At 70.7% G+C, this 21,884-nt stretch carries 23 protein-coding genes, 1 tRNA gene and 1 riboswitch; of the genes, 10 read left to right on the top strand and 14 right to left on the bottom strand.

Translation table 11 applies throughout. From position 1 onward, the window contains the following. Positions 1-49: 49 nt before the first annotated feature. Positions 50-1,282 carry a PTS transporter subunit EIIC gene (locus tag ABZ854_RS26690; protein WP_361215261.1) on the bottom strand — a complete coding sequence of 411 codons (1,233 nt, stop codon included), beginning with the start codon at positions 1,280-1,282 and terminating at the stop codon, positions 50-52. Positions 1,283-1,571: 289 nt separating this feature from the next. On the opposite strand from ABZ854_RS26690, the gene ABZ854_RS26685 reads away from it, so the two are divergent. The 3 genes from ABZ854_RS26685 (at position 1,572) to ABZ854_RS26675 (ending at position 3,161) form a co-directional block, all read left to right on the top strand. Then, positions 1,572-1,805, top strand: a complete 234-nt coding sequence (locus tag ABZ854_RS26685) for a PTS glucose/sucrose transporter subunit IIB (RefSeq protein WP_129308923.1) — start codon at positions 1,572-1,574, stop codon at positions 1,803-1,805. Positions 1,806-1,891: 86 nt separating this feature from the next. Then, entirely contained in the window at positions 1,892-2,629 is a 738-nt protein-coding gene (rph, locus tag ABZ854_RS26680) for a ribonuclease PH (protein WP_361215196.1), read from the top strand. A 124-nt stretch (positions 2,630-2,753) separates the two neighbouring features. Next, positions 2,754-3,161, top strand: coding sequence for a hypothetical protein (locus tag ABZ854_RS26675; protein WP_361215194.1), 408 nt, complete (start codon positions 2,754-2,756; stop codon positions 3,159-3,161). A 317-nt stretch (positions 3,162-3,478) separates the two neighbouring features. Here the strand turns inward: ABZ854_RS26675 and ABZ854_RS26670 are convergent, their stop codons facing one another. The 4 genes from ABZ854_RS26670 to ABZ854_RS26655 are packed head-to-tail and all read right to left on the bottom strand — an operon-like array spanning position 3,479 to position 6,969. Further along, complete coding sequence (locus ABZ854_RS26670) at positions 3,479-4,300, bottom strand: DUF1707 domain-containing protein (RefSeq protein WP_361215192.1); 822 nt, start codon at positions 4,298-4,300, stop codon at positions 3,479-3,481. A 25-nt stretch (positions 4,301-4,325) separates the two neighbouring features. Beyond that, complete coding sequence (locus ABZ854_RS26665; protein WP_361215190.1) at positions 4,326-5,333, bottom strand: ATP-binding cassette domain-containing protein; 1,008 nt, start codon at positions 5,331-5,333, stop codon at positions 4,326-4,328. A gap of 3 nt (positions 5,334-5,336) precedes the next feature. Continuing rightward, positions 5,337-6,176, bottom strand: coding sequence for an ABC transporter permease (locus ABZ854_RS26660; RefSeq protein WP_361215188.1), 840 nt, complete (start codon positions 6,174-6,176; stop codon positions 5,337-5,339). Further along, entirely contained in the window at positions 6,169-6,969 is an 801-nt protein-coding gene (locus tag ABZ854_RS26655) for an ABC-2 family transporter protein (RefSeq protein WP_129308928.1), read from the bottom strand. The genes ABZ854_RS26660 and ABZ854_RS26655 overlap by 8 nt, the downstream gene beginning before the upstream one ends. A 202-nt stretch (positions 6,970-7,171) precedes the next feature. Here ABZ854_RS26655 and ABZ854_RS26650 point away from each other — a divergent pair, with 202 nt between their 5' ends. Next, the gene (locus ABZ854_RS26650) at positions 7,172-10,330 is read left to right on the top strand and encodes a transglycosylase domain-containing protein (protein ID WP_361215185.1); all 3,159 of its coding nucleotides are present in this window, start codon (positions 7,172-7,174) and stop codon (positions 10,328-10,330) included. A gap of 58 nt (positions 10,331-10,388) precedes the next feature. On the opposite strand, the gene ABZ854_RS26645 is transcribed toward ABZ854_RS26650, so the two are convergent. The 3 genes from ABZ854_RS26645 to ABZ854_RS26635 form a co-directional block, all read right to left on the bottom strand. Then, positions 10,389-10,709, bottom strand: a complete 321-nt coding sequence (locus tag ABZ854_RS26645) for a multidrug efflux SMR transporter (RefSeq protein WP_361215183.1) — start codon at positions 10,707-10,709, stop codon at positions 10,389-10,391. Positions 10,710-10,746: 37 nt separating this feature from the next. Further along, a riboswitch (guanidine-III (ykkC-III) riboswitch) is annotated at positions 10,747-10,816 on the bottom strand. A gap of 48 nt (positions 10,817-10,864) precedes the next feature. Further along, positions 10,865-11,218 carry a co-chaperone GroES gene (locus tag ABZ854_RS26640; protein ID WP_129308931.1) on the bottom strand — a complete coding sequence of 118 codons (354 nt, stop codon included), beginning with the start codon at positions 11,216-11,218 and terminating at the stop codon, positions 10,865-10,867. 64 nt (positions 11,219-11,282) lie between these two features. Continuing rightward, entirely contained in the window at positions 11,283-11,612 is a 330-nt protein-coding gene (locus ABZ854_RS26635; RefSeq protein WP_361215181.1) for a DUF3618 domain-containing protein, read from the bottom strand. A gap of 102 nt (positions 11,613-11,714) precedes the next feature. Between ABZ854_RS26635 and bcp the strand changes: the two genes are divergently transcribed. The 4 genes from bcp (at position 11,715) to ABZ854_RS26615 (ending at position 13,547) form a co-directional block, all read left to right on the top strand. Then, positions 11,715-12,182, top strand: a complete 468-nt coding sequence (gene bcp / locus ABZ854_RS26630; protein WP_361215179.1) for a thioredoxin-dependent thiol peroxidase — start codon at positions 11,715-11,717, stop codon at positions 12,180-12,182. A gap of 139 nt (positions 12,183-12,321) precedes the next feature. Further along, positions 12,322-12,975, top strand: coding sequence for an HNH endonuclease (locus ABZ854_RS26625; RefSeq protein WP_361215177.1), 654 nt, complete (start codon positions 12,322-12,324; stop codon positions 12,973-12,975). Next, entirely contained in the window at positions 12,972-13,451 is a 480-nt protein-coding gene (locus tag ABZ854_RS26620) for an HNH endonuclease (RefSeq protein ID WP_361215175.1), read from the top strand. Before ABZ854_RS26625 ends, ABZ854_RS26620 begins: the two co-directional genes overlap by 4 nt. A gap of 13 nt (positions 13,452-13,464) precedes the next feature. Then, positions 13,465-13,547, top strand: a tRNA-Leu gene (locus ABZ854_RS26615). 41 nt (positions 13,548-13,588) lie between these two features. On the opposite strand, the gene rdgB is transcribed toward ABZ854_RS26615, so the two are convergent. From rdgB to ABZ854_RS26600, 3 genes are all read right to left on the bottom strand, one after another. Continuing rightward, a complete protein-coding gene (gene rdgB / locus ABZ854_RS26610; RefSeq protein WP_361215173.1) occupies positions 13,589-14,191 on the bottom strand; it encodes an RdgB/HAM1 family non-canonical purine NTP pyrophosphatase in 603 nt (200 codons plus the stop codon). Between the two features lie 19 nt (positions 14,192-14,210). After that, a complete protein-coding gene (locus tag ABZ854_RS26605; RefSeq protein WP_361215171.1) occupies positions 14,211-15,749 on the bottom strand; it encodes an MFS transporter in 1,539 nt (512 codons plus the stop codon). Between the two features lie 87 nt (positions 15,750-15,836). Continuing rightward, entirely contained in the window at positions 15,837-17,315 is a 1,479-nt protein-coding gene (locus ABZ854_RS26600; protein WP_361215259.1) for a DUF445 domain-containing protein, read from the bottom strand. Between the two features lie 346 nt (positions 17,316-17,661). Here ABZ854_RS26600 and ABZ854_RS26595 point away from each other — a divergent pair, with 346 nt between their 5' ends. After that, positions 17,662-18,999 carry an SGNH/GDSL hydrolase family protein gene (locus ABZ854_RS26595; RefSeq protein ID WP_361215169.1) on the top strand — a complete coding sequence of 446 codons (1,338 nt, stop codon included), beginning with the start codon at positions 17,662-17,664 and terminating at the stop codon, positions 18,997-18,999. A 29-nt stretch (positions 19,000-19,028) separates the two neighbouring features. Here the strand turns inward: ABZ854_RS26595 and ABZ854_RS26590 are convergent, their stop codons facing one another. Further along, positions 19,029-20,000, bottom strand: coding sequence for an MBL fold metallo-hydrolase (locus ABZ854_RS26590; protein ID WP_361215167.1), 972 nt, complete (start codon positions 19,998-20,000; stop codon positions 19,029-19,031). Between the two features lie 102 nt (positions 20,001-20,102). Here ABZ854_RS26590 and ABZ854_RS26585 point away from each other — a divergent pair, with 102 nt between their 5' ends. Beyond that, complete coding sequence (locus tag ABZ854_RS26585; RefSeq protein WP_361215165.1) at positions 20,103-21,023, top strand: AraC family transcriptional regulator; 921 nt, start codon at positions 20,103-20,105, stop codon at positions 21,021-21,023. 112 nt (positions 21,024-21,135) lie between these two features. On the opposite strand, the gene ABZ854_RS26580 is transcribed toward ABZ854_RS26585, so the two are convergent. Together ABZ854_RS26580 and ABZ854_RS26575 are read right to left on the bottom strand one after the other, a co-directional pair. Next, positions 21,136-21,438, bottom strand: coding sequence for a hypothetical protein (locus ABZ854_RS26580; RefSeq protein ID WP_129308939.1), 303 nt, complete (start codon positions 21,436-21,438; stop codon positions 21,136-21,138). Positions 21,439-21,684: 246 nt separating this feature from the next. Next, positions 21,685-21,882: a hypothetical protein gene (locus tag ABZ854_RS26575; RefSeq protein WP_361215163.1), complete on the bottom strand. Its 198-nt coding sequence runs from the start codon at positions 21,880-21,882 to the stop codon at positions 21,685-21,687. Between the last annotated feature and the right edge of the window lie 2 nt (positions 21,883-21,884).

Below are 21,884 nucleotides of genomic sequence, written 5' to 3'. Positions count from 1 at the left end.
TTTCGTGTCGGTCCGAGGCCCGTTCAAGGGGCCCGCGAGGCCCCGGAGATCAGCTCTTGGTGACGTCCTCGACCTCGTCCAGCGGCTCCCGCCCGGGCGTCTTCAGATCGAACCTCGTGATCGCGAACCGGAACACCGCGTAGTAGACGACGGCGAAGCACAGCCCGATCGGGACGATCGCCCAGGGCCTGGTCGCCAGGTTCCAGTTGATGACGTAGTCGATGAGCCCGGCGGAGAAGCTGAACCCGTCGTGCACCCCGAGCGCCCAGGTCACCGCCATCGACACCCCCGTGAGCACGGCGTGGACGGCGTACAGCAGCGGGGCGATGAACAGGAACGAGTACTCGATCGGCTCGGTGATGCCGGTCACGAACGAGGTCAGGGCCACCGAGAGCATCAGCCCGCCGACCTCCTTGCGCCGGTCCGGCCGCGCGCAGTGCGTGATCGCCAGCGCGGCCGCCGGCAGCGCGAACATCATGATCGGGAAGAACCCCGAGGTGAACTGGCCGGCGTGCGGGTCGCCCGCCAGGAACATGTTGATGTCACCGTGCACCGGCTTGCCGCCCGGCGGCGTGTACGTGCCGAACTGGAACCAGATGGGCACGTTCAGGAACTGGTGCAGCCCGATGACGAGCAGCGCGCGGTTGGCGACGCCGAAGATGCCGGCCCCCCAGGCACCCGCGTCCCGCAGCCACTTGCTGAAGCTCTCCAGGCCGTCGCCGATCGGCGGCCACACCCACAGGCACAGCGCGGCGAACGCGATCGCGACGAACGCCATGATGATCGGGACGAGTCGGCGGCCGTTGAAGAAGCCGAGCCAGTCCACCAGCCGGGTCCGGTGGAAACGGGCCCAGAAGAAGGCCGACAGCAGCCCCATGACGATGCCGCCGAACACCCCGGGATTCTGGAACGTGAACGGCGTCACGGCGCCGATGCCCGCGCCGACGCTGACCTGGCAGCCGATGTCCGGCACCGCCTGGGACCCGCCCGGGCAGGACTCCGGGAACTGGTGCAGGACGTTGTAGTAGACGAGGAAGCCCACCACCGCCGCGAGCGCCGTCGAGCCGTCCGCCTTGCGCGCCATGCCGATCGCGACACCCACGCAGAAGAGCAGGGGCAGGCCGAGGGAGCCGTCGAGCAGCGCGCCGCCCGCGCCCTTCATCACCCGGGACACGTCGGTCCAGCCCAGCCCGTCCGACCCGAACACGTCGGGCTGGCCCAGCCGGTTCAGGATGCCCGCGGCCGGTAGCACCGCGATGGGCAGTTGCAGGCTCCGGCCCATCTTCTGCAGCCCCTGGAACCAGCGGTTCCAGTGCTCCCGCAGGGGACCGGCCGGGCGGCCGGCGGTTCCGGCGTCGGCGCTGTCGGCGCTCATGGGTGTCCTCCCGACCCGCTCGGCCCGGACGCGGTTTGGCGACCGTCCCCACAGTGGTGTAGACCAGTCGGCGGACGGTTCCACTGCTGTGATCGCCTGTGATCGCCATCATGCGGCGCGTACGGCACGACCGCTCGCAAAGTTGGGCCAACTGTGGGTTACTGCCACAAACCGGTTCGGACCAGGGAGAAGGAACATGGCCAGCAAGGCTGAGAAGATCGTCGCCGGGCTCGGCGGACTCGACAACATCGAAGAGGTCGAGGGCTGCATCACCCGGCTCCGCACCGAGGTCAAGGACCCCTCGCTGGTCGACGACGCGGCCCTGAAGGCGGCCGGCGCCCACGGCGTCGTCAAGATGGGCACCGCCATCCAGGTCGTCATCGGCACCGACGCCGACCCGATCGCGGCGGACATCGAAGACATGATGTGAGCGGTGCCGGTTCGCCGGTTCACTTTGGAGGGGCTCTTCCCGAGGCGGGAGGAGCCCCTTCCGGCACTCCCGATAGGCTCGGCACCATGTCTCGAATCGACGGCCGCACCCCCGAACAGCTCCGCCCCGTCACCATCGAACGCGGCTGGAGCAAGCACGCCGAGGGCTCCGTCCTCGTCTCCTTCGGCGACACGAAGGTCTTCTGCACCGCCTCCGTCACCGAAGGCGTCCCGCGCTGGCGCAAGGGCAGCGGCGAGGGCTGGGTCACCGCCGAGTACGCCATGCTGCCCCGCTCCACCAACACCCGCGGCGACCGCGAGTCCGTCCGCGGCAAGATCGGGGGCCGCACCCACGAGATCTCCCGCCTCATCGGCCGCTCCCTGCGCGCCGTCATCGACTACAAGGCGCTCGGCGAGAACACCATCGTCCTCGACTGCGACGTCCTCCAGGCCGACGGCGGCACCCGCACGGCGGCCATCACCGGCGCGTACGTCGCCCTCGCCGACGCCGTCGCCTGGGCCCGCGGCAAGAAGCTGATCAAGGCCTCCCGGCAGCCCCTCACCGGCACCGTCTCCGCCGTCTCCGTCGGCATCGTCGGCGGCGTTCCGCTGCTCGACCTCTGCTACGAGGAGGACGTGCGCGCCGACACCGACATGAACGTCGTCTGCACCGGCGACGGCCGCTTCGTCGAGGTCCAGGGCACCGCCGAGGCCGAGCCGTTCGCCCGCGACGAACTCAACTCCCTGCTGGACCTCGCCGTGGCCGGCTGCACCGACCTGGCCGCCATCCAGCAGGCGGCCCTGGCGGCCACGCTCGAAAAGTAAAGGGCGCCCCAAAGAGGCGGGTGGGCGGGGGCAACCCCGCCGACTTCCCCGGCGTCCTATGGATACGGGCGCACGGACCACCACCGTGCGCCCTGCCATCCGTTGTCAGGGGAGGAACACCACCATGGCCGCCATCCGACGCCGACGCCGAGGCCGTACGACCGCCATCGCCGCCGCAGCGGCCGCCGCCGTCCTCAGCATCGGCCTCACGGCCGGCTGCGACAGCGTCAACAAGGCACTGGACTGCGTGCAGACCGCCGACGCGATAGCCGACAGCGTCACCGGCCTCCAGCAGGCGGTGGAGAACGCGGCGAACGATCCGTCCCAGACGGACGCGTCGCTCGACGACATCGAGCACAACCTCAAGAAGATCAGCGACAAGACGGACGACGCGGACGTCAACAAGGCCGTCGACCACGTCCAGCAGGCCGTCTCCAACGTCCGCACGGCCGTCCGCAACGGCGACAAAACCCCCGACGTCGGCCCGGTAACAGACGCCGCAGGCGAACTGACAAAGGTCTGCACCCCGTGACCGCAGTCAGGTGCCCCTGGGAGGGGGAGTGGTTGAGCGCCATCGTCTCCCGCGGCCGGGTGGCGGGTCCTCGCGCAGTTCCCCGCGCCCCTGAGGGGCGCGACCACCCCCCGGATCTCCGAGGAACTGCACACCAAGCCACAACACCCCTGCGGACGACGACGGTGCTCAGCCAGGCGCCCTCTCAGGGGCGCGGGGAACGGCGCGAAGGACCACAGCGCGCCCGCGGATGACGACGGCGCTCAGCCAGGCGCCCTCTCAGGGGCGCGGGGAACTGCGCGGGAAGGCACTACGTACCCGCACCCGGCAGCGCACCCTCAGTACCCCCGGCCCCGGCGCCGCTCCCGGTCCCGGCGCCGCTCCTCACGCCACTCCTCGCGAAGCTCACGGTGCTCATGCCGGTCGTACCGTCGCTCATGCCGCGAGGCAAACAGCTCGGGACGAGCGGACCCGGCGTCCAACCCCTCCCGCTGCTCCTGCCGGCGCAGTTCCTTCAGCCGCTGCCGCTCCGCCCGCGTGACCTTCCGGTCGACCCCGACCCCGCCCCAGAAGGCGAACCCCCCGATGACGACCCGCGGCGCACCCGGCCCGGCCTGGTCGTCCCCGCGCGGATGCTCGAACCCGCCCATGAACCCGAACCCGCGCACCACGACCTCGACCCCCGGCGGCACGATCACCTGCATCCCGCCCATGATCGAGATGCAGTTGATCTCGACCTCCCGGTCCACGAAGTCCGCCTCGCGCAGATCGATCTCCCCGCCGCCCCAGAACGCGAAGCACGTGAACCGCTTCGGCACGGTCCAGCGCCCCTTCCGCTGGAACCCCGACATGATCGCGACCGCCCCGTCGGACGACCCCTCGCCGCCCACGATCCGCCCCGTCCACCCGCCCCGCACCGCGGGCTCCGCCGGCTCCTTCACGAAGGACACCGCAGGCGCGGACCCCGCCCCGGACACCGGCAGATCACGCGTGAGCGGCGCCAACTCCCCGTACGTGCGCGCCCGGTACGCCCCCTCCAGCCGCTCCTCGAACTCCGCCATGTCCAGCCGCCCCTCGGCGAGGGCGTCCCTGAGCACCTCGGCGACCCGCTCCCGGTCGGCGTCGGAGGCTCGGAGGTCGGGGTTCGCGTCGTCGGTCATGACAGCAGCCTAGTCAAGACAGGACCTACCGCACCGCCTTCCCCGCGTACATCCGCGCGATGACCGCCTCGATGTCCGGCTCCCGCACCGAAAGGTCCACCAGCGGATACCCGGCCGCCACCGCCGCCACCACCGGCGCCGCCGACTGCCCCGCCGGGAACGCCAGCCACTGCCGCGCCCCCTCCACCCGCACCACCCGCGCCGACGGCACCTCGATCGGCGGCAACTCCCGCTCCAGGTCCACCACCAGCGTCCGCTCGCTCTCCCCGGCCTCATGCAGCCCCGCGAGCGGACCGTCATACACCAGCCGCCCGTGGTCGATGACCATCACCCGCGAGCACAACTGCTCGATGTCCTGCAGATCATGCGTGGTCAGCAGCACTGTCGTACCCCGCTCGGCGTTCAACTCCCGCAGGAAGTCCCGCACCCGCACCTTCGACACCACGTCGAGCCCGATCGTCGGCTCGTCCAGGTACAGCACCTCCGGATCGTGCAGCAGCGCCGCCGCGATGTCCCCCCGCATCCGCTGCCCCAACGACAGCTGACGCACCGGAACATCCAACAGACCGCCCAGATCCAGCAATTCGACCAGCCGCTCCAGATTCGCGCGGTAACGGGCGTCCGGGATGCGGTACATGCGGTGCGCCAGCCGGTAGGAATCGATCAACGGCAGGTCCCACCACAGCGTCGTACGCTGCCCGAACACCACCCCGATCCGGTGCGCCAGCCGCACCCGCTCCCGCGACGGGTCGATCCCCGCCACCCGCACCCGGCCGCCGCTCGGCGTCAAAATCCCCGTCAGCATCTTGATCGTCGTCGACTTCCCCGCGCCGTTCGGCCCGATGTACCCCACCATCTCCCCGCGCGGCACCGCGAACGAGATCGAGTCCACCGCCCGCACCTCCCGGCGCTCCCGCTTCAGGAACCCGGTCTTCTTGCGCACCTCGAAGACCTTCTCCACCCGGTCCAGCTCGATGAACCCGCCGCCGTCCGCCACCTCCGCGACACCGGCCACATCCGCCACGTCCGTCACCCGTCAGCTCCCTGTACTCCGGTAAGAACGAAGACCCGCCCGCCACGCCAGCCCCGCCAGCACCCCGCACACCACCGCGACCAGCGGGGAGGTGAACGCCCCCCACCCCGGCAGCCCCAGCGGATACGGCCGCCCCAGCACGTACGCCGCCGGCAGCCAGTTGACGAAGGCCAGCGGCAGCACGAACGTCACCCCGCGCACCAGCTCCTTCGCGAACAGCGTCGGCGGATACTGCAACAGCGTCGTACCCCCGTACGTGAACGCGTTCTGCACCTCCGAGGCGTCCTGCGCCGCGAACTGGAACGCCGCGCCCGCCACGAACACCGCGCAGAAGATCCCGCAGCCGCTCAGCAGCATCACCGGCATCAGCAGCACCTTCGCCGCCGTCCAGTCGATGTCCACGTGCGCCAGCGACCAGCCCAGCACCAGCGACCCCTGTGTCAGCCGCCCCAGCCTGCGCAACGCGAACCGGTCCGCGGCCACCTGCGCCAGCACCGGCGCCGGCCGCACCAGCAGCGTGTCCAGCGTGCCGTCCCGTACCCGCCGCCCCAGCCGCTCCATCGACCCGATCACCAGATCCGCCAGCCCGAACGACACCCCCGACAGCCCGTACAGGAACGCCACCTCCGGCAGTGAATAGCCACCGAGCGCGTCCACCCGCGAGAACATCAGCATGATCGCCACGAAGTCCAGGAACGTCGCCGTGAAGTTCCCGAACGTGGTCATGGCGAAAGAGGCCCGGTAGGTCATCGTCGACCGGATCCACATCCCCGCGATCAGCACATAGGCACGGACCCCGTCCCGCACCCCGCCGCCCGCCCGGGCTCCGCCGGCCTCAGCCACCCTGCACCACCACCCTGCGCGTCGCCACCGACTGCAACAGCCGCCCGGCCCCCAGCAGCGCCACCGCCCACACCCCCTGGAACACCACCGTCCCCACCGGATCCGCCCGCCCCAGCAGCACGTCCGCCGGCCCCTGCAGCAGTGACGACCACGGCAGCAGCCGTACGACGTCCCCCAGCGCGCCCGGGAACACGTTCAGCGGGAGCAGCATGCCCGAGCAGAAATATCCGGTGAACCATGCGATATGCGTCACTCCCGACCCGTCCAGCAACCAGAACGTGCTCAGCGCCACCAGATACCGGATGCCGAAACCGACCAGCATCGCGAGCAGCACCGTGACGGCGAACGCCGCCCATCTGCCGGGGGCCGTCGGCAGGGACACCGGGAAGCACAGCGACCCGAACACGAAGGGGATCAGACCCCGGCCCAGCAGCTGGAAGAAGGCCCGCCCCAGATCGGCCGCCAGCCACCACAGTTGCAGGTCGGCCGGGCGATACAGGTCGATCGCCACGTCCCCCGTACGGATGCGTTCCATCAGCTCGTCCTCGACGCCACCGCCGCCGATCGCCAGCGTCGACAGGAACGCCTGCCCCAGCCACACGTACGTCACGGCCTGCGCCTCGTCGTACCCGCCGAGGTGCGGCCGGGTGTCCCACAGAGCGAGATAGACGTACACGAGGATCAGCCCGAACACCGTGTTGGTGAACACCCCTGCCGCCGTCGCCACCCGATACGTCGCGTACCGTCGGAATCCCCCCGCAGCGACGGCCACATACAACCGTCCCGCACCCACGCCAACCGACCTCCAGGACCGCTCGACACCGAAGCGCAGGAGCCTAGTCCCCGGGCCGGCCGGCGGGCCACGCGTTTTCCGTTGCCGAAGCGTGCCCGAATCCGGGAACGGAACGCAGGATGCGAGAGTCTCTAACTGGGGGCGCAGAAGGCGTACGAGGCGTACCGGAACGTACGACGCGAAACAGGAGTCCGTGCACGACATGACCGACGAGCCGCAGCCGCAGCACCAGAGCGGCCCGCCGACGGAACCGCAGGCCGCCGAGGGGCCCGGGGGAGCGGGGGCCCACGAGCAGAGCACGCCCGCGCCGGCCGCGCCCGGGAGCGGAGGCGGAGAACTGCGCCGAACGGGTGAGAAGCGCGAGGGGCAGGAGCCGGACCGGGCTTCGGCCCAGGCTCCGGGCAAGGACGCCGCGCAGGCCCCGGGCAAGGGCCCCGGCCCGGCCCCCGAGGCGACCCAGGTGCTTCGGCGGGTCGACGCCGGGGACGGCACGGGCGCGAAGTCCGCGAAGGACGCGAAGGACGCGAAGGACGCGAAGGACGCGAAGGACGCCAAGGACGCGAATCCCGGCGAGGAGGCCCCGGCGGCCGAGTCGACGCAGGTGCTGCGGCGGATCAAGGACACGGACGCGCCGTCGGCCACGCCGGGCGGGCCAGCCCCCGCGGCCGAGACCACGCATGTCCTCGGGCGCGTCAAGGATGCCTCAGCAGGCGCCGGTGCCGCCGGTGCTGCCGGTGCTGCCGGTGCTGCCGGTGTTGCGGGTGCTGCCGGTTCTGGCGGGGCAGCGGCGGCCGCTCAGGCCTCCCACGCCGCCCAGGCCGCCGGCCTCGCGAGCCCCGCCGCCGCGCGCGCGGCCCGCGCGGCCGCGGCCCGGGGCACCCGCAACACCACGGGCACCCCCGAACACGCCCCCGGGCAGAACGCGAACCGGAACGCGAACCCGAACGCGAACGCGACCGCGAGCCGGAACGGGAACCCGGCGGACCCCGCAGCCCCCGCCTCCGCCTCCGCCCCCGTCGGCGGCGGCAAGGGGCCCAAGAAGCCCAAGCGGCGCAAGCGCACCGGCTGGCGGCGGGTCATCCCCACCTGGCGCATGGTCCTCGGCACCTTCGTCATCGGCGTCATGCTGGTCATCGGCCTGTTCTTCCTCGGCTACTCCCTCGTGAAGATCCCGACCGCCAACGCCCTCGCGACCAAGCAGAGCAACGTCTACCTCTACGCCGACGGCTCCCAGCTCGCCCGCGACACCCGCGACAGCCAGGTCAACCGCGAGAACGTCGGCCTCGCCGAGATCTCCAAGGACGCCCAGCACGCCGTACTGGCCGCCGAGGACCGCGACTTCTACACCGAGTCCGCCGTCGACCCCAAGGCCATGCTCCGCGCCGGCTGGAACACCGCCACCGGCAAGGGCAAGCAGTCCGGCTCGACGATCACCCAGCAGTACGTGAAGAACTACTACCTGGGCCAGGAGCAGACCCTCACCCGCAAGGCCAAGGAATTCTTCATCGCGATCAAGCTCGACCGCGAGAAGTCCAAGGACGAGATCCTCGAGGGCTACCTCAACACCAGCTACTTCGGACGCGGTGCCTACGGCATCCAGGCCGCCGCCCAGGCCTACTACGGCAAGGACGCCGCCGACCTCGACCCGGCCCGCGCCGCCTACCTCGCGGCCCTCGTCAACGCGCCGAGCGAGTACGACGTCATCGCCCACCCCGAGAACAAGGCCGCCGCCGTCGCCCGCTGGAACTACGTCCTGGACGGCATGGTCAAGAAGAACTGGCTCAGCCCCTCCCAGCGGGCCGGCATGAAGTTCCCCATGCCCAAGGAGCAGACGCTCTCCACCAACCTCTCCGGCCAGCGCGGCTACCTCGTCGACGCGGTCAAGAACTACCTGATCAGCAACCAGATCGTCACCGCCGACGAGCTGGAGGCCGGCGGCTACCGCATCACCACCACCTTCCAGAAGGGCAAGCAGAACGCATTCGTCAAGGCGGTCAACGACCAGCTGATGTCCAAGCTGGACAAGAAGAACAACCAGGCCGACAAGTACGTCCGCGCGGGCGGCGCCTCCGTCGACCCCAAGACCGGCCAGGTCGTCGCCATGTACGGCGGAATCGACTACGTGAAGCAGTACACGAACGGCGCGACCCGGCAGGACTTCCAGGTCGGCTCGACCTTCAAGCCGTTCGTCCTCGCCTCCGCGCTGCAGAACGGCTCGACCACCCAGGACGGCGAGACCATCACGCCGAACACCGACTACGACGGCACCAACGAGCGCCCCGTCGAGGGCTGGAGCGGCGGCAGCTACGCCCCCGAGAACGAGGACCAGGAGTCGTACGGCGACATCACCGTCCGCGAGGCCACCGACCTGTCGGTCAACGCGGTGTACGCGCAGATGGCCGTGGACGTCGGCCCCGGCAAGGTCAAGCAGACCGCCGTGGACCTCGGCATCCCCGCCGACACCCAGGACCTCTACCCCTCCCCGTCGATCGCGCTCGGCACCAACACCGCCGGCGTCCTGCACATGGCCGAGGCCTACGCCACGCTCGCCAACCACGGCCGGCACGGCACCTACACCATGGTCAAGAAGGTCACTAAGGAGGGCAGCGTGGTCCAGCTGCCCCAGCAGACGGACAAGCAGGCCGTCAGCCGCGAGGCCGCCGACACCACCACCAACGTCCTCAAGAGCGTCGTCGACAACGGCACCGCCACCGCCGCCCAGGCCGTCGGCCGCCCCGCCGCGGGCAAGACCGGCACCGCCGAGGAGGACAAGGCCGCCTGGTTCGCGGGCTACACCCCCGACCTCGCGACCGTCGTCTCCGTCATGGGCCAGGACCCGGTGACCGCCCAGCACAAGTCGCTGTACAACGTCATGGGCGTTCCCCGGATGAACGGCGGCGGCCCGCCCACCCAGATCTGGGCCCAGTACACCCGCGCCGCGCTCAAGAACAAGCCGGTCACCGACTTCGACCTGCAGCTCCAGCCCAGCGCCGAACAGACCGCGCCGCCCACCTCCCAGCCCCCGGCCCAGCCCGGCACCGCCGGCCAGGACAACGGCGGCACCACCGGCACGCCCCCCACCGGCGGCACGCCCAGCGCCCCCACCACCGGCGGCACCCCGCCGGCTAATGGCGGGACCACCCGAGGCCAGGGCACCACCGGCGGAACCACCACGGGCCAGGGCACCACCGGCGGCACCACCACCGGCCAGGGCGACGCCGCGGGCGGCACCACGCAGGGCAACGGCGGAACGACCGGCGGGCCCACCACCGGAGGAGACACCACCGGCGGCAACCTGCCCAGCGGCGGCAACACAGACGCCGGCACCGACACCGCCGGAGGCCAGCTACCCACGGGCTAGCCGCCGGCGCCCACGGGCCGCTCCCGTGACCGAGCCCCCTTCCGTGCCCCGGTCACGGCTAGTGACCCGAGGTCGCCTTCAGGCCGATCACGGCGACCAGCAGCAGGCATACGAAGAACACGCGGGCGGCGGTGACGGGCTCGCCCAGTACCACCATGCCGAGCACCGCCGCTCCGGCCGCGCCGATGCCCACCCACACGCCGTAGGCCGTACCGATGGGCAGCGACTTTGCGGCGTACGACAGCAGGACCATGCTCGCGACGATCCCGGCACCGGTGAGCACGCTCGGCACCAGCCGCGTGAACCCGTCCGAGTACTTCATCCCGATCGACCAGCCGACTTCCAGCAAACCGGCGACGACCAGCAGAACCCAGGCCACGGGAAACCTCCGAGACGAACGACGACCTACTTCTTGCCGTGCGTCGTCTTTGCCTGCATCCCGGTACGGCGCGTCTCGTCGGGCTCCTTCGAACCTAGCAAACAAACGACAAAGGGGCCGGTGACAAGCGCCACCGGCCCCTGACGGACCCCGCTTCAGAGATACAGGCCGGTGGAGTCCTCCGAGCCCTCGAACCGGTCCGCGGCCACCGCGTGCAGATCACGCTCGCGCATCAGCACGTACGCCACACCGCGCACCTCGACCTCCGCCCGGTCCTCCGGGTCGAACAACACCCGGTCACCGGGCTCCACCGTCCGCACGTTCTGCCCGACCGCGACGACCTCGGCCCAGGCCAGCCGGCGGCCGACCGCAGCGGTCGCGGGAATCAGAATGCCGCCCCCCGACCGCCGCTCGCCCTCACCGGTCTCCGTCCGCACGAGAACCCGGTCGTGCAGCATCCGGATGGGCAGCTTGTCGTGATGGGGGGTGCTGTTTCTGTTGGCGCTCACGCCCCGAACCTACCTGCCCGGCCGCCGTCCACGGACGATCGGGTCACCATCGACGCCACCGACGTCAGCCCCTGCGCAGCCGGGGCCCCAGGGCGAGCAGCCCCACCACGCCCACGACCATGAGCGCGACCGGCACGACCCGCTCCAGCCTCGGCGCGCCCTCCTCGTCCACGAACTGCGCCCTGACCTCACTCACCACCCGGTTGACCTGCACATACGCGCGCCCAACCGTGTGGTCGACATTGGCGACGACCTTCGCCCTGACGTCCCCGGCGATCGTCTTCGGGTGCACCCGCACTCCGATCTCGTCGAGCGTCTCGGCCAGCACTTCACGGCGGCGCCTGATGTCCGCCTCGATCTGCGCCGGTGTTCTGGTGTCCGACGTCTCCGCCACCGCACGGCCTCCGAAGTCTCTGCTGCTGTTGACGAACAGTCTGTCAGTTCCCCGCCCCACCGCATCGCAAGGCCCCCCGGTCGACCCGGTTACCCTGGCCGGATGAGCGAGCGACTCCAGCCCGGGGACGTGGCCCCGGCCTTCACCCTCCCCGACGCCGACGGCAACGAGGTGTCCCTGTCGGACCACAAGGGCCGCAAGGTCATCGTCTACTTCTACCCCGCGGCCCTCACCCCGGGCTGCACCAAGCAGGCCTGCGACTTCACCGACAACCTCCAGCTCCTGGCCTCCGCCGGCTACGACGTGATCGGCGTTTCCCCCGACGCGCCCGAGAAGCTGGCGAAGTTCCGCGACAAGGAATCCCTCCGCATCACCCTCCTCGCCGACCCCGAGAAGACGGTCACCGAGTCCTACGGCGCCTACGGCGAGAAGAAGAACTACGGCAAGACCTACCTCGGCGTCATCCGCTCCACGATCATCATCGACGAGGAGGGCAAGATCTCCCACGCCCTCTACAACGTCCGAGCAACGGGCCACGTAGCCAAACTGATCAAGGACCTCGGCATCTGAGCCCCGAGCCCCGCAGCCCCTTACGGCCCGCCCCGGAAACCCCGGCGCGGGCCGTCCCCTGTCCCCACCGTGACTGTCCGACAAACGGTTCGTTACTCCGTACGAGCTGCGAACACGCAGCCGGAACGGAGAGGGTTCGATGGGGGTCAGCGTGTACACCAAGGAACGGCTGGAGGACGCCGCGCGGGGAGCGCGGAACTTGTCAGACGCGCTGGAGCGGCTGGGGGTGGACCCGAGGAGTTCGACGCGGCGGTACGTGGCAGAACGGATGAAGAAGCTCGGAGTCGACGTCTCGCACTTCGAGCGGGAGGGGGTGAAGTGGACCCGGGAAATCCTCCAGGAGGCCGTAGCCGCCTCCACGAACATGTGCGAGGTACTGCGCCGACTCGGCCTGGAAGTCGTCGGCGGACATCACACGCACATCAGCCGCCGGATCAAGGCCTACGGGATCGACACGTCACACTTCCGCATGCCGACGACGCGGGGAAGGCCTTGGCGCCCGCGTACTGCTGAGGCCTTTCTCGTCCAGCAACCGGCCGATCGAGCACGGCGCATTCCTGGCGATCGGCTCAGGTGGGCGATGACGTCTCTCGGCATCCCGGAACACTGCGCCCGGTGCGGCACGGAGCCGGTGTGGCGGGGCCGTCCGCTTCCACTCGAGGTCGATCACGTGGACGGCAACTGGCGCGACAACCGTATCGAGAACCTGCGGTTCCCCTGCCCCAACTGCCACTCCACGACGGACAGTTATCGGGGCCGCGGCAAGGCGCACCATCAGGACGGCGCGGCATGAGGAAGCCGGACTCGTCCCCGCCTGAGGGTTTGCGTGTCGCTGTCGCCGACTCGGTCTCCATTGCCGAGACGCTGCGGCGACTTGGACGCCCCGACACGGGTCCCCAGAGAGCGCTGCTGCGTCAGTGGGTGACCGAAGGGGGCTTCTCGACCGCGCACTTCCTCGGGCAGGCTCATCAACGGGGCAAGACCCGCCGTTCCAGGCGAGCCGAGGAGATCCTCGTCAAGCAGGACGGGCGACGCCGGACCCGAACGCATTTACTCCGCCGTGCTCTCCATGAGGTGGGCGTACCGGAGGAATGCGCCGAGTGTGGGGTGGGCCCCGAGTGGCTCGGGAGGCCCATGACACTCGAGGTTGATCACGTCAATGGTGACTGGAGTGACGACCGACGCGAGAACCTGCGGCTCCTGTGTCCCAATTGCCATGCCATCACCAATACGTGGTGCAGGGGTGGGAGTCGCACGCAGTCCCGGTAGCATGAGCGGGCAGGCGGCCGTTGCTGAATGGTATAAGCAGAGGTTTTAGGTGCCTCGGGGCATTTGCCCATGTGGGTTCGACTCCCATCGGCCGCACGCTCAGAGGGGCCGTCCACATGTGGACGGCCCCTTCACAGTCAGCCCAGCAGCTCCCGCACCGCCGGTACCAGTGCCCGGAAAGCCTTGCCGCGGTGGCTGATCGCGTTCTTTTCCTCCGGGGTCAGTTCGGCGCAGGTGCGCATCTCGCCGTGGGGCTGGAGGATCGGGTCGTAGCCGAAGCCGTTCGTGCCGGTGGGGGCGTGGCGGAGGGTGCCGCGGAGTCGGCCCTCGACGACGCGTTCCGTGCCGTCCGGGAGGGCGAGGGCCGCCGCGCAGGCGAAGTGGGCCGCGCGGTGGAGGTCGGCGATGTCGGAGAGCTGGGCGAGGAGCAGGTCGAGGTTGGCCTTGTCGTCGCCGTGGCGGCCGGCCCAGCGGGCGGAGAAGATGCCGGGGGCGCCGTGCAGGACATCGACACAGAGGCCGGAGTCGTCGGCGACAGCCGGGAGTCCGGTCGCCTGGGCGAGGGCGTGGGCCTTGAGCAGCGCGTTCTCGGCGAACGTGACGCCGGTTTCCTTGACGTCGGGGATGTCGGGGAAGGCGTCGGCGCCGATCAGCTCGTGCGGCAGGCCTGCGTCGGCGAGGATGGCCCTCAGCTCGGTGATCTTTCCGGCGTTGCGGGTGGCGAGGATCAAGCGCGTCATGGGGGCCAGTATCCCCGGGTCACGGCGTGCTGCCGGCCGGGGGTGCCGCGGGGCCGCCGGACCTGGTGCCGGGGCGGGCGCCCTTGGTCGCGGCCTTCGCCTTGCCGGCCACCGCGGTGAGGGGGCGGGCGACGTCCTCCAGGGAGCGGCGCTCGGCGTTGACCGCGAGAGCCGCCGCGACGAGCCCCGCCGCGCACATGAGGGCCGCGCCGATGGAGAACGCGAGGACGGTGTCGCTGGTCTTGCCGGTGTTGGTGAGGTCGGCGAAGAGCAGGGGGCCGCTGATGCCGCCGGCGGCGGTGCCGAGGGCGTAGAAGAAGGCGATGGACATGGCCCTGGTCTCCATCGGGAAGATCTCGGAGACCGTCAGGTAGGCGCTTGAGGCGCCGGCGGAGGCGAAGAACAGGACGGCGCACCAGCAGGCGGTCATCGTGGTGGCGTTGAGCGTGCCCTGGCTGAACAGCCAGGCGGTGAGGAACAGCAGGACGCCCGACAGCAGGTAGGTCGAGGAGATCATCACGCGGCGGCCGACCGTGTCGAAGAGGCGCCCGAGCAGCAGGGGGCCGCAGAAGTTGCCGATGGCGATGACGGCGAAGTAGTAGCCGGTGTGGTCGGAGGGCACGTCGAAGAACTTGGTGAGGATGGCGCCGAAGCCGAAGGTGATGGCGTTGTAGAGGAAGGCCTGGCCGATGAAGAGGGAGAAGCCGAGGACGGCGCGCTTGGGGTAGGTGCGGAAGATCGTGCTCGCGATCTCCATGAAGCCGATGCTGTGGCGCTGGTGGATCTCCAGTTCGCCCTCGGGCGCGGGCAGCCGTTCCCCCTTCGTCTCCTCGACCTGGCGTTCGATGTCGGAGACGATCTCCTCCGCCTCCCGGTCCCTGCCGTGGATCAGCAGCCACCGTGGGCTCTCGGGCACATGGCGTCGTACGAGGAGGATGACGGAGGCGAGGACGGCGCCGAGGGCGAACGTCAGGCGCCAGCCCAGGTTCGCGGCGAGCAGGTCGGTGTTGAGGGCGACGATGGAGAGCAGGGACCCGCCGACGGCGCCGAGCCAGAAGCTGCCGTTGATGATGAGGTCGACGCGGCCGCGGTAGTTCGCCGGGATCAGTTCGTCGATCGCGGAGTTGATCGCCGCGTACTCGCCGCCGATGCCGAAGCCGGTGAGGAACCGGAACAGGAAGAACCACCAGGCCGTCCACGAGATCGCGGTGAGCGCGGTCGCCGCGAGGTACACCGCCAGGGTGATCATGAACAGCTTCTTGCGGCCGAACCGGTCGGTGAGGCGCCCCCAGAAGAGGGCGCCGATGCAGGCGCCGGCGACGTAGAGCGCGGCGGCGATGCCGGTGACCTGGCCGGAGGAGATGGACAGCCCGCTGCCGGGCTCGGACAGCCGGCTGGCGATGTTCCCGACGACCGTGACCTCCAGGCCGTCCAGGATCCATACGGTGCCCAGCCCGATGACGATCGTCCAGTGCCAGCGGGACCAGGGCAGTCTGTCCAGCCGGGCGGGGATGTCCGTGGTGATGGTCCGGCCGGTCGCGGCCTCGGCAGCGCTCATGGGCTCCCTCCTCGTCGAGGAACGGGGGGACGTGGGTACGGGGCAACGGGAACCGAGTGCCCTGAACCGCCCGTGATCAGTCGTGGGTCACGCGCCGACCACCCGGGAGAGGGCGTAGATCACCAGTCCGGCCAGGGAGCCGACGACCGTGCCGTTGATCCGGATGAACTGCAGGTCCCGTCCGATGTGGGCCTCGATCTTGCGGGTGGTGTGCTCGGCGTCCCAGCCGGCCACGGTGTCGGTGATGAGGGAGGTGATCTCCTTGCGGTAGGTGCCGACGACGTGCACGGCGGCGCCCTCGACCCAGCTGTCGACCTTCTCCTGCACCTTCGGCTCGTTTGCCATCCGCGCGCCCAGCGACAGCAGCGCGGCCCGCACCCGCAGTCGTAGCTCACTGCGCTCGTCGTCCGCCGCCGCGACGATCATGGATCGTACGGCGGTCCAGGCGGACGCGATCAGGTCCTGTACCTCGCCGCGCCCCAGCACCTCCCGCTTGAGCCGTTCGACGCGCGCGCGGGTGTCGGTGTCGGACTGGAGGTCCGCGGCGAAGTCGGTGAGGAAGCGGTCCAGGGCGCCGCGCGCGGGGTGCGAGGGCATGTCGCGCATCTCGGTGACGAAGCGGAGCAGTTCCTTGTAGACGCGTTCGCCGACCCTCTTGTCGACGAAGCGCGGGGTCCAGCCGGGGGCGCCGCCCTGCACGGCGTCCATGACGTTGTCCTGGTGCAGCACGAGCCAGTCGTGGGCGCGGGCCACCACGAGGTCGACGACCCGCCGGTGCCCGCCGTCGGCGACGATCCGGTCCAGCAGCTTTCCGATGCCGGGGGCGATCTCCTGCGCGTCGGCCCGCCGGGTGATCGCCTCGCCGACGACGGCCTGCACGTCGGAGTCGCGCAACACGGTCAGGGCGCCGCGCAGCGCGGTGGCGAGTTCGGCGGTTACCCGGTCGGCGTGCTCGGGCTCGGCGAGCCAGGCGCCGAGCCGGCTGCCGATGCCGACGGCGCGCAGCCGCTGCCGTACGACGTCCTGGGACAGGAAGTTCTCGCCGACGAACTCGCCGAGGGAGACGCCGAGCGCGTCCTTCTTGGTGGGGATGATCGCGGTGTGCGGGATGGGCAGGCCGAGGGGGTGGCGGAAGAGGGCGGTGACGGCGAACCAGTCGGCGAGCGCGCCGACCATGCCGGCCTCGGCTGCGGCGGCCACGTAGCCGGCCCAGGGTCCGGCGCCGGAGTGGGAGGCCCAGGTGGCGAGGACGTAGACCACGGCGACGAAGAGCAGCATGCCGGTCGCGGTGAGCTTCATCCGGCGCACGCCGCGCCGGCGCTCCTCGTCGGCGGGGGTGAAGGCGGTCATGGTCCGGTAGGAGGGGGTGCGGGTGGCGGCGGCGCTCGCTTCCGGCCCTCGTCCGGGTTCCGGCGCTCTTCCGGTTCCGGGCGCGGTGGCGTCGGCCTCCGTGCTCGCGGACTCCATGTCGCCGTCGGACCCCGTGGGGCCGGACTCCGTGTGGCCGGACTCCGTGCCCTCGGGCCCGTAGCTCCCGGCTCCCGTGGCGTTGCTCTCGCTCTCCATCCGTCCCCGTCCCATCCGCTCCACCGTTCGGTGACCCCGTCGGTGATCCTTCCAGGTACCCCGCCGGTGGTCCCGTCGGTGATCCTGTCGGGGACCCCGTCGGTGATCCCGCGCACAATTGTCCCTTCCTGACCGACTCCCGGAACGGAACGAGAGTTCCCGGCGTCTGTCTCTACGGGGAATCTGGGCGCGCGTGTCGGCCCCGCCGCCTGCCCGCCCCGGCCCATGCCGCATCATGGGCTCACCGGATCGGAGCCTCGGGCTCCCATCGCCCGAGGAGAACAACGCAAGAGTGAGCAAGCGTCATGACGGGGGTGCGGGGCCCGCTGCGCAGCAGCCGAGGCCCGTGGCCGCCACGAAACACCATGTCGTACTCAGCGCGCTCGTCGCCCTGGTCGTAGCCCTGGCGGCGGGCATCTACGTCGTCGCGTCGGCCGGCGGAGGAGCCGCCGGCGGCACCGTGGACGACGCCCGCCCGCACCGGGGCGCGACCGTCGCCCCGGTGTCCACCGGCGCCTGGGTGGGTTCCTGGGCGGCGTCCCCCGTCGGCGGCGAACCCGGTACCGAGACGGCCGGCCTGGCGGGACGCTCCGTGCGCAACGTCGTTCACGCGAGCACCGCGGGGACCAGCGCCCGCGTCACCCTGTCCAACCTCTACGGCCAGGCCCCGCTGACGATCACCCACGCCTCGATCGCCCTCTCCTCGGGGGACGGCACGGCGGCGGCCGACGCGCGTACGATGCGCCGGCTCACCTTCAACGGCGCGACGAGCGTGGTGATACCGGCCGGCCGGGAGATCGTCAGCGACGCCGTACGCCTCACCATCCCGCACGGGGCGGACGTCCTGGTCACCACGTTCTCGCCGACCCCGTCCGGACCGGTCACCTACCATCCGTACGCGCGGCAGATGTCGTACGTCGCCCAGGGCGACCGCACCGAGGACGCGACGGGGACGCCGTACACCGAACAGACGCCGTACTGGCGGTATCTGACGGCGCTGGACGTGCTCAGCAACGAGGCGAACGGCACGGTCGTCGTGTTCGGCGACTCGATCACGGATGGCATCACCTCCACCGTGGACGCCAACCACCGTTGGACCGACATCCTGTCGGACCGGCTGCACACGGCGCTGGAGAGCGGCGTCCAGCTGCCCCGATACGGCATCGTCAACGAGGGCATCAGCGGCAACCAGATCCTCACCGACGGCCTCGGCCGGCCCGCCGAGAACCAGAGCGGCCTCGGCCGCTTCGGCCGCGACGTCCTCTCGCGCACGGACGTCAAGGGCGTCGTCATCGACCTCGGCATCAACGACATCCTGAAGGACCCCAGGCTCGCCGACCCCAACAAGATCACCGAGGGCCTGCGCACCCTGGTCCGCGAGGCACACGCGCGCGGCCTGCGGGTTGTCGGCGCGACCCTGATGCCGTTCAAGGGCCACCGGGGCTGGACCCCGGCCCGGGAGGCGGTACGGCAGCAGGTCAACGCGCAGATCAGGGCGGGCCGGGTGTTCGACGGAGTCGTCGACTTCGACAAGGCCCTCAGGGACCCCTACGAGCCGAGCCGCCTGCGCGCCGACTACGACTCCGGCGACCACCTCCACCCCAGCGACCTGGGCTACCAGAAGATGGGCGACGTCTTCGACCTGCGCGCGCTGAAGGGGGCGGCGGGACAGGCCGAGTTGTAGCTCTCGGCCTGGGCGCTTCCCCGGAACCGTCAGGAACGCCCTCCCCGGACGGCAGCGCCGACGCCGGCGCTGCCGCCCGCGCCGTACGCCGCCCACGCCCCGAGGGCGAACCCCTCGCCCTCCTTCCGGACCTCCACCGCGCCGGCCCCGCCGAAGTGCGCGGGGACGACCAGTTCGCGGTCGGCGGCGGCCCGTTCGAGAATCCGGCGGCGGCTTGCCGCGGCCTGTGCCGGGTCGAGACAGAAGCAGCTGTTCCAGCAGGGCTGGAGGATCTGTACGGGGCTGTGCACCAGATCGCCGACGAACACGGCACGGTCGCCCGCCGATTCGAGCCGGAGCACGCTGGATCCCGGGGTGTGGCCGGGTGCCGACTCCAGGGTGAGGTGTTCGTCGATGCGGTGGGCGCCGTCCCACAGCACGGCCTGGCCGGACCGGTGGATGGGCGCGATACTGTCCTGGTAGATCAGCCGGTCGTCCACGCGAACGCCGTTCCCGTACGAGTTGTCCGGCCCGTAGTGGAAGTCGTCGGCAGCCGGGATGAGATATCGGGCGTTGGGGAACGTCGGCACCCAGTGCCCGTCGACATCCCGGGTGTTCCAGCCGACGTGATCGCCGTGGACGTGGGTGTTCACGACGACGTCGACATCCTGCGGGGAGATGCCGGCCTGTGCGAGCAGACCGAGGAAGTCGCCCTGCCAGTGGTGGAACTGCGGCGAGCCGGGTCGTTCGCGGCCGTTGCCGACCGAGGTGTCGACCAGGACGGTCCGCCCGTTGCTGCGCAAGGCCCAGGTCTGCAGCGCGACCACGGCCTCGCCGCCGTCCGGGGCCCAGTGGTCCGGCGCCAGCCAGTCCGCGTTGTCCGTCCAGACCTCGTCGGTCGACTCGGGGACGAGGCCGCGGGCCGGAGCGAACGGCGCCTGCCACTCGACGATCCGGATGACCTCGACGTCCCCCAGCATGATGCGCTGTGCGCTCCCGCTCCGGGAGTTCTCGTTGTCCATGTCCTCGACCCTAAAACGGCACAACAGAGCATCCCAATGCCTGCCGGCCTCACCTGAATACGCGTTCGTCTCAGTCCATGCCGCACCGGATAGCCTGGCGCAATGGACGTGGTGAGTGACGCGATCGCCGCCGTACGCATCGGGCAGCCCTCCTCCAACCGGGTGCGGGTGAGCGGCAGTTGGTGCACACGGTTGGCCGGGTACGACGGGGCGGGCTTCCACGTCGTCCTGAAGGGGACCTGCTGGCTGCTGCCCGAGGGCGGCCCTCCGGTCTCGCTCCGCGCCGGTGACGCGGTACTGCTCCCGCACGGCACCGGGCATGTGCTCGCCGACTCCCCTGCCGACGCCGCTGCCGTACGACACGCGGTGCCCTTCGAGCGCTGGTCGGAGGAGTCGCGGCCGCCTCAAGCGGCCGGCGGCGAGGCCGAGTTGCTCTGTGGGAAGTACCGGCTCGACCGCAGCCGCGCGCATCCGCTGATGAGCGAGCTGCCCGAGGTCGTCCTCCTGGAGAACCGCGTGGGCAGCCACCCCGAACTCCGGTCCGCCATCGACCTGCTGGGCCGTGAGCTGGAGGCGCGGCAGCCGGGCTCGTGCATCGCGGTCCCCAGCCTGCTCGACCTGCTCCTCGTCTACATGATCCGTTCCTGGATGGCCGAGGCCGCGACCGGCGCCTGGCCGGCCGTGTTGAGTGACACGGTGACGACCGCCGCGCTACGAGCGCTGCACTCGGACCCGGCCGCCCCGTGGACCAACGATCGCCTCGCCGCCGAGGCCGGCGTCTCACGCCCCACACTGGCCCGCCGCTTCACCGGTCTCGTGGGCCGCCCTCCGATGGCGTACCTGACCTGGTGGCGCCTCACCCTGGCCGCCACCCTGCTCCGCGAGACCGCGGATCCCCTGGCCGCAATCGCCCAGCGCGTCGGCTACGGCACCCCCTACGCCCTCTCGCACGCCTTCAAGCGACAGTTCGACACGACTCCTGGGCGGTACCGCGCACAGGCGGGGGAGCAGTCGGTGGGGTGACTCCTGCCTCCGGGCAGGGCGCACCGGCCGGTCGCCCAGGGGCCGGCCGTGGCGGTCGGCGAGGCGCGGCCGCGCCGGTCGTCCAGGGATGAGCCGTGCCGGACTCCAGGACTCAGCCGCGCCGGTCGGCCACGGCCCAGGAAGCCAGGGCCACCGCCCCGGCGACGCCGAACACGGACGGCCAGGCGCCGACCTTCTTGGCCAGTGGATGCGACCCGGCGAACGCGGCGACGTAGGCGGCGGTCAGCGCCCCCGCGGCCTTCCCGCCGGCCTGCTTGCGCCACTGCTGCGCGGCAGCGCCGCCGGCGACGGCCAGCACGACCCCGCCGAGCTGCCGCTTCTTGGTCCAGCGGGCAACGCCGTACCCCCCGACGAGACCACCGGCGGCAACCACCGCGCTGGGAACCCTGGCCATTGAGCGCCTCCTCGTACTTTTTCGTGTCTCTGACCCGAGGCTAACCCGCACCGGTCCTCGACGGCCGCGGGGGCTGCCTCGACGACCTGCGCTCCGCTCCGTCGCCGCTGCTGCAGGAACTGGCTTGTCGAGGCGGAATGGTGCGGTTCACGCACCCCGAAGTCGACCGAACATCCAGGAGTGTCTCCCCGATCCGGGGTTGCCCGTCATCTGGGCCGGGGTCTCAAAACCGTGCTGCGCGAGAAGTCATGACTGGAGCAGGTGGTCGGCTTTTCCTGCCTTGATGTCGAGGATCATGGTCCGCAAGGCCTCTCGGCTGTCCGTGATGAAACGGTCCTCCTGGCCGCTGACTGCTATGTAGGCATTGCCTGTCTCATCAGTCCCGAGTCGGAAGCAGGAGTTGCCCTCCCCACAGAACGCCTCTTCCCACTGGATCTCGGACATGA

The organism is Streptomyces sp. NPDC047028, from assembly GCF_040644095.1.
Taxonomy (GTDB): domain Bacteria; phylum Actinomycetota; class Actinomycetes; order Streptomycetales; family Streptomycetaceae; genus Streptomyces.
The sequence above is the reverse complement of the archived record's forward strand: the minus strand, read 5'-3'. Positions and strand labels throughout refer to the sequence as shown.